Genomic DNA, 4,836 nt, shown 5'->3' with positions numbered 1-4,836 from the left:
GTACGAATCCAGCAGCGCCGACATGCGCCACGTCTGCGAGATGTGGCGGTCGAGGCTGTGTGACTTGTACTGGGTGAGCACCACGAGCTGCCGCAACCCCGAGTTGATGAGGTTGGAGATGGCGAAATCGATGAGGCGGTACTGGCCGCCGAAGGGCACGGCGGGTTTCGCGCGGTCGGCGGTCAGGGGCATGAGGCGTTTTCCCTCGCCGCCGGCGAGGATGATTCCGAAGACCTTCGGCGTCGTAGGCATGGCTCAACACTATGGCCACCGATGGGGGCCTGCCAGCAAGGCGCGATCACTTGCGCTGTACTAGCGTTCGTGGCATGCGCGTAGACATCGTCACCAAGGAATACCCCCCGGAGATCTACGGCGGGGCCGGCGTCCACGTCACCGAATTGGTGAAGGCGCTGCGGTCCCAGCTGGAGGTGCGGGTGCGCGCGTTCGGGGCCGCTCGCGACGAAGAGGGGACCACGTCGTACGGCGTTCCGGCGGAGCTGGCATCGGCCAACGGCGCCGTGCAGACGCTCGGCACCGACCTCGAGATCGTCGGCGACGTCGCCGGTGCCGACGTGGTGCACAGCCACACCTGGTACGCCAATTTCGCCGGGCACCTGGCCTCGTTGCTGCACGGCATCCCGCACATCGTCACGGCGCACTCTCTCGAGCCGCTGCGGCCGTGGAAGGCCGAGCAGCTCGGCGGCGGCTACGCCATCTCGAGCTACATCGAGAAGACCGCCTACGAGGGCGCGGCGGCCATCGTCGCCGTGAGCGAGGGGATGCGTCAGGACATCCTGCGCAGCTACCCGACGCTCGATCCCGACAAGGTGCGGGTGATCTACAACGGCATCGACGTCGACGCCTGGCACCCCGTGTCGGACCCCGAGCTTCTCGCCGAGCTGGGGGTGGATGCCGCGCGGCCGAGTGTCGTCTTCGTCGGCCGCATCACGCGTCAGAAGGGTCTGCCGTACCTGCTGCGCGCCGCGGCCCTGCTGCCGCCGGAGGTGCAGCTGGTGCTGTGCGCGGGGGCCCCCGACACCCCGCAGATCATGGCGGAGGTCGAGGAGCTCGTGCGTGGCCTGCAGCAGACCCGCTCGGGTGTGGTCTGGATCGACCGTCACCTCTCGCGTCACGAGCTGTGCACGCTGCTGTCGGCCGCGACGACGTTCGTGTGCCCCTCGGTGTACGAGCCGCTCGGCATCGTCAACCGGCGACCGGTGGCATCCCCGAGGTGGTCGTAGACGGCGTCACCGGGCGTCTCGTGCCGATCGACCAGGTGCAGGACGGCACCGGAACGCCGACCGACCCGGAGCAGTACGTCGCCGACCTCGCCGCCGTGCTCACCGAGGTCGTCTCCGACCCCGAGCGGGCCGCCGAATACGGGCGCGCGGGCCGCGCCCGCGCTGCGGAGGCCTTCAGCTGGCAGGCGATTGCCGACACGACGGTCGCGCTGTACGCCGAGGTGACCGGCGGCGGCCGATAGGCTGGACGCATGGCTGAGGTTCTCGAGTTCTCCGACGTCGTCGTCCGCCGGAATGCCCGGGACATCGTCGATCATGTCGACTGGACCGTCACCGACGACCAGCGGTGGGTGATCCTCGGGCCCAACGGGGCGGGCAAGACGACCCTCCTGCAGCTGGCCGCGACGCTCATGCACCCGACGTCGGGCGTCGTGACGATCCTGGGGGAGCGGCTCGGCCGCACCGACGTGTTCGAGTTGCGTCCGCGCATCGGCTTCGCCTCGTCGGCGATGGCCCGACGCGTGCCGCCGGAGGAGACGGTGCTCAACGTCGTGCTGACCGCTGCGTTCGCGGTCGTGGGTCGCTGGAACGAGGCGTACGAGGACATCGACGAGCGTCGCGCCCTGCGCGTCCTGGCGGAGTGGAAGCTCGACCACCTGGCCGATCGCACCTTCGGGACGCTGTCGGACGGCGAGCAGAAGCGGGTGCAGATCGCCCGCGCCGTGATGACCGACCCCGAGCTGCTGCTGCTGGACGAGCCCACCGCGAGCCTGGACCTCGGAGCGCGTGAAGAGCTGCTGGCGCTGCTGAGCGGCTACGCGCAGGCGCCGACGACACCGGCAATGGTGATGGTGACGCACCACGTGGAGGAGATCCCGGTGGGATTCACCCACGTGCTGCTGCTGCGCGAGGGCACCGTCGTCGCTGCCGGCCCGATCGCCGAGACCCTCACCGCCGACAACCTCACCGAGGCGTTCGGCATGCGGATCGCGTTGCACGAAGAGGCCGGTCGGTACTCCGCCCGCGCCGAGGCGGCCTCCGCCTGACCGCACGTCGGGCGGCGGTACGCGGTGTGCCGCAGGGCTGATAGAATCGTTCCTTGGTGCATTCGCACCGCAGACTTTGACCGTTCTGGCAAAATCCAGAGCACCACCTCAAGGACACCTCATGAAGACTGACATCCACCCCGACTACCGCCCCATCGTGTTCCGCGACCTGGGTTCGGGAGAACTGTTCCTCACGCGCTCCACCGTCACCAGCGACAAGACGGTCGAGTTCGAGGGCACCGAGTACCCCGTCATCGACGTCGAGATCTCGTCGGCTTCGCACCCGTTCTACACGGGCAAGCAGCGCATCATGGACTCGGCCGGTCGCGTCGAGAAGTTCAACCAGCGCTTCAAGAACTTCGGCACCAAGTAAGTCGCCGCGAAAGGGCCCCGCTTCGGCGGGGCCCTTTTCGTTGCACCCGCCGGGCGCTCAGCGCACCGGCCAGCTGCCGTCGAGGCTGTCTTCGGGATCGAGTCGGCCGACCTTGATGAAGTACTCCGTGAGGCTTGCGGCCTGCGCTCGCGCCCAGGCGATCTGCTTCGTGTGCAGCTCCTGCGCCGTCGGGGGCAGCTGCGGTCCGAACCGCTCGGCGAGGGCCTGCGCGACACGTCCGGCGGCAACCGCGTCGGCGCACGCGTCGTGGGCGCCCTCCAGCGGAACGGCGTAGTGCGCCGCGACCGCCTCGAGCGTGCGCTTGCCGCGGCGGTACCGGTCGTGCGCCTTGTCGAGGACGAGGGGATCGATGATGGGCCCGGGGGAGCGAAGCGGGCGAACGCCGTGTCGCGCGGCCTCGTGCTTGAGCAGTGAGAAGTCGTAGCACGCGTTGTAGGCGACCACGGGGATGCCGGCGGCGAACAGCCCCCGCAGCATCTGCACGACGTCGGCGACGACTTCGGCAGCAGCCCGGCCCTCGGCGCGGGCGTGCGCCGTCGTGATGCCGTGCACCGCCGTCGCACCCTCGGGAATGTCGATGCCGGGGTCGGCGAGCCAGTCCCTGGCGTGCACGACGGCGCCGGAGCCGTCGATGACGCCGACGTGGGCGGTGACGATGCGGTCGGTCTCGACATCGACACCGGTGGTCTCGAGATCGAACACGCCGACAAGGCGCGTCCACGCGGGGATGCGCTCGGGCTCGGGAAAATCGAGGAGCGGCTCGGGTTGCCACATCGTCATGTGGACAACGCTAGAGGCGGGCGCCGACATCGACGGGCAGGCACACCGGCGCCGCCTCTTAGACTTGAGAGATGACGGCCCCGCACCCCTACGCCGACTCGCTGGCGCGCATTCCGGTGCGCCGACACGAGGTGGCGGTGCAGGGTGGCACGACCGCCTACTGGGAGTACGGCCCCTCCGCCGCGGAGCACACCATCGTGGCCGTGCACGGTTTCCGAGGCGAGCACCACGGCCTGGAGCCGGTGGTCGCGCACCTCGACGGCATCCGCGTGCTCATGCCCGACCTCCCCGGATTCGGCGAGACCGCCCCGCTCCCAGGTCGCCGCCACGATCTGGCGGCCTACGCCCAGTGGCTCACCGATTTCGTCGGCGCCACCGCCCCCGGGGCGGTCATCCTCGGGCACTCGTTCGGCTCCATCGTGGTCGCGGCGGCCGTCGCCGGCGGACTGGACACCCCGCGGGTGATCCTCGTGAACCCGATCGGCGCCCCGGCGCTGGAAGGCCCCCGCGGCATCCTCACCCGGCTGGCGGTGTTCTACTACTGGGCCGGTGCGCGGCTGCCTCGCCGCCTCGGCGATGCCGTGCTGCGCAGCGGCCTGATCGTGCGGGTGATGAGCATGTCGATGACCAAGACCCGGGACCGAGCCCTGCGACGCTTCGTGCACGACCAGCACGACACGTACTTCTCGCGCTTCGCCGACCGCGACGTGCTGCACGACGCGTTCCTCGCCTCGGTGTCCAACGACATCCGCGCCTACGCTCCGGCGATCCACCAGCCGACCCTGCTGGTGGCCGCGGTGCAGGACGACATCACGCCCATCGAGGCGGAGCGGCACCTGGCGACGCTGTTCCCCGACGCGCAGCTGGTCGAGATCGACGGCGTGGGACACCTCATCCACTACGAGACGCCGCGGCCGGCAGCGAAGGCGATCAGGCGGTTTCTGCAGCCTTCCGCCGACGGTACGCGTTGACGTTCATCCGGTTGCCGCAGTTGCCGGTGTCGCAGTAACGCTTCGAGCCGTTCTTGGAATAGTCGATGTACACCGACAGGCAGTCGTCGGCGGAGCAGATGCGCACTCGCTCGTAGGCATCCAGGCGGATGACGTCGACGAACGCCATCGCCGTCTCCACCAGGATGCGCGTGGCGAACGTGACGTCGTCGCGGGTGGCGTGGATGTGCCAGTCGTAGCCCTCGTGGATCACCAGCTGCGGCAGGGCGTGACCGTCGCGCAGCATGCCGTTGACCAGCGGCACGGCGCCGGAACGGTCGGTCAGCCAGAGTTCGTGCAGGCGGGGGCGGAGGGTGCGCACGGCCTCGAGTTCGCGCTGGTCGCCCGTGAAGGATCCGGTGTAGCGGTGCACCTCCAGGAACCGC

6 protein-coding genes and 1 pseudogene are annotated in these 4,836 nt (G+C 69.5%); 4 read left to right on the top strand and 3 right to left on the bottom strand.

All coding sequences use genetic code 11. From position 1 onward, the window contains the following. Positions 1-252: sugar phosphate nucleotidyltransferase (locus NQ160_RS18605; protein ID WP_257516608.1), on the bottom strand; the 252-nt coding region annotated here is incomplete at its 3' end. A gap of 74 nt (positions 253-326) precedes the next feature. Here NQ160_RS18605 and glgA point away from each other — a divergent pair. The 3 genes and pseudogenes from glgA (at position 327) to NQ160_RS18590 (ending at position 2,660) form a co-directional block, all read left to right on the top strand. Continuing rightward, positions 327-1,483: pseudogene (gene glgA, locus NQ160_RS18600) on the top strand (glycogen synthase). A gap of 9 nt (positions 1,484-1,492) precedes the next feature. Next, positions 1,493-2,287 carry an ABC transporter ATP-binding protein gene (locus NQ160_RS18595; protein ID WP_257516607.1) on the top strand — a complete coding sequence of 265 codons (795 nt, stop codon included), beginning with the start codon at positions 1,493-1,495 and terminating at the stop codon, positions 2,285-2,287. A gap of 121 nt (positions 2,288-2,408) precedes the next feature. Further along, on the top strand, positions 2,409-2,660 hold the full coding sequence (locus tag NQ160_RS18590) for a type B 50S ribosomal protein L31 (protein ID WP_191719139.1): 252 nt from the start codon (positions 2,409-2,411) through the stop codon (positions 2,658-2,660). Between the two features lie 57 nt (positions 2,661-2,717). Here the strand turns inward: NQ160_RS18590 and NQ160_RS18585 are convergent, their stop codons facing one another. Next, positions 2,718-3,461, bottom strand: coding sequence for an exonuclease domain-containing protein (locus NQ160_RS18585; RefSeq protein ID WP_257516606.1), 744 nt, complete (start codon positions 3,459-3,461; stop codon positions 2,718-2,720). Between the two features lie 71 nt (positions 3,462-3,532). Here NQ160_RS18585 and NQ160_RS18580 point away from each other — a divergent pair, with 71 nt between their 5' ends. Then, positions 3,533-4,432, top strand: a complete 900-nt coding sequence (locus tag NQ160_RS18580) for an alpha/beta fold hydrolase (protein ID WP_257516604.1) — start codon at positions 3,533-3,535, stop codon at positions 4,430-4,432. Here the strand turns inward: NQ160_RS18580 and NQ160_RS18575 are convergent. Beyond that, positions 4,392-4,836, bottom strand: a 445-nt coding sequence (locus tag NQ160_RS18575; RefSeq protein ID WP_257516603.1) for a CGNR zinc finger domain-containing protein, incomplete at its 5' end; no start/stop codon positions are given. The two genes, NQ160_RS18580 and NQ160_RS18575, sit on opposite strands and share 41 nt — an antisense overlap.

The organism is Microbacterium sp. zg.Y909 (genome assembly GCF_024626565.1).
Note: the sequence above shows the minus strand (reverse complement) of the source record. Positions and strands in the feature narration are given on the sequence as shown.